General features: G+C 70.8%; 2 protein-coding genes and 2 pseudogenes. 1 reads left to right on the plus strand and 3 read right to left on the minus strand.

Going from position 1 to position 1,883, the window contains the following annotated elements; genetic code table 11:
• The 3 genes and pseudogenes from R6V09_RS52125 to R6V09_RS52135 form a co-directional block, all read right to left on the minus strand.
• Positions 1 to 190, minus strand: a pseudogene (locus tag R6V09_RS52125) (two-component sensor histidine kinase); the annotation flags it as partial.
• Entirely contained in the window at positions 187 to 909 is a 723-nt protein-coding gene (locus R6V09_RS52130) for a hypothetical protein (protein ID WP_317888401.1), read from the minus strand. The pseudogene R6V09_RS52125 and the gene R6V09_RS52130, both read right to left, overlap by 4 nt.
• A gap of 93 nt (positions 910 to 1,002) precedes the next feature.
• Positions 1,003 to 1,509, minus strand: a complete 507-nt coding sequence (locus tag R6V09_RS52135; RefSeq protein ID WP_317888402.1) for a protein-tyrosine phosphatase family protein — start codon at positions 1,507 to 1,509, stop codon at positions 1,003 to 1,005.
• Between the two features lie 96 nt (positions 1,510 to 1,605).
• Between R6V09_RS52135 and R6V09_RS52140 the strand changes: the two are divergent.
• Positions 1,606 to 1,883: pseudogene (locus R6V09_RS52140) on the plus strand (NERD domain-containing protein); the annotation flags it as partial.

Below are 1,883 nucleotides of genomic sequence, written 5' to 3' on the forward strand. Positions count from 1 at the left end.
CGTACTGCGTCGTCGCCGTCCGCAGCCGCGCCAGCGCCAGTTCGCGGGCCTGGCCCACGGTCCGGTCGGTCACCGACACATGCACGAGCACGCCGAGCAGGGCGGCCAGCGCGCAGCACATCACCGTGATGAACGCGGCGGACTTGACGGCGAGCGTCCCGGCCCACCGGGGCAGCGCGAGCCTCGTCACGGGGTCGCCGAGGGTACGGGTGTGGGCGTCGCGCGGCGGACACCGTGCTTACGGCCGCCCGTGCGCAGGAACTCGTCGTGGGTGAGCAGCATCGCCTTCTGGTCGGCGTCCCAGGTCCACTGCACGCGGTACTCGTACCCCGCCAGCTCCGAAGGCGAGCGGATGATCACCGAATGCCCGGCCAGCTCGACCCCGCTGACCGCGTCGTCGTTGGCCATGACCTGCACGAGCCGGTGCTTCTCGACGGTGTAGACCCGCACGGCGGTCATCTTCGTGGGCAGCAGCCGGAAGCCGAGCGTCAGGTCGTCGTGTCCGTCGCCGGTCAGGTCGCGGTAGTACGGCTTGAGGACGGGACACCGGTTCCGGTCCCCGCCCTTCACGCAGTCGTCGATCCGCTCGGCCGTTCCCCGGTACGGCGCCTTGGAGCCGCCGTAGTCGGCCGGGTTCGCGGCGATCTCCGCCCGTACTACGGCGATGGGGTCCACCTTGCGGATGTCGTCCCCGGGGACGGCGACGCCCTTGACGGTCTCGGTGTCGGCCTCGTCGAAGTCGTAGGCGGGAGAGGCGGCGGGCGACATGTTCGGCCAGAGCCGGGCGGGACTGGTCGCCGTCGGGGTCGCGCCCGCGCCGCGCAGCGCGCCGGTGTCACCGCAGGCCACCGCGGTCGCGAGCAGCAGGGCGACGACGGCGGTGGTGCGGGTGGGGCGGCTGAACGGCACTGTGCTCCTGCGGGGGCGCTGGTGTGGGACCCGTACACCCTATTCGTAGGGAAGTCCTTTTTGTTCATGTGTGCGGGCGGGTTGAGGGAACGATTACTCGGCGAGTTCCTCCAGCAGCCGGGCCGTGGACAGTCCCGTCCGCAGATACTCCACGAACAGTTCGTTGTGCAGCGCCCACGGCGAGCGGCGGGCGCGGATCAGCCGTATCGCCTCCTCGGTGGAGTACCCGCGCCGCACCAGCGCGTGCGCGACGACAAGACCCGACCTGTTGTAGCCGTGATAGCAGCGGACGAGGACCTTCCGCCCGTCGTCCAGCGCGTCGCACGCGGCCAGGGCCAGCCGCATCACGCCCGCCAGCTGCGTCCCGTCCAGCGGCCCGTCCGGAATCGGCCACACATGGTGCTCGACGCCGGTGTCGGGCCCGTGCCCCGGCAGTCGCAGCAGCGTCTGTACGAGATCGAACTCGTCCCGCACCACCGCGAACTCCCGTTGCCCCGAGCGCCCCCTGAACTCGTGCCCGCCCATCCACAGACCGGTGACGATCTCGCTCCACGGAGTGTCCGGAGCGGGTACGTCGGGTTGCTTCCTGCGCGTCCGCAACGGCGCCTCCCCAAGCCCCTGCAACTGCCACAAAGGTAACCGGGTTCTTGCCCCTTGAGCACCCCGCCTGTTCCCATGGTCGAGGGGTGATGGCGCATGAGCGGACTACGCGTCGTACCGACCTGGCGCCACGGTCAGGAACGGCTGTACGTCTGTCACAAGGACGGAAGGAATGTCGCCTGGTACGACCGGGAGGCGGCCCGGATCAACCTGCTGAGCGAGGACCGCCGGGAGGAAGTGCTGCACGCCCTCGGGCCCTTCCTCACCGGCCCGGTCACGATCGGCCCGCCACCGGTGCCGACGCCCGCGGAACTCGCCCGGCTCACCCTCCATCCCGACGACGACCTGGCGCCCAACCGCCCCGGCGAGGCGCT

It is taken from the genome of Streptomyces sp. W16, assembly GCF_033194735.1.
Lineage (GTDB): Bacteria > Actinomycetota > Actinomycetes > Streptomycetales > Streptomycetaceae > Streptomyces.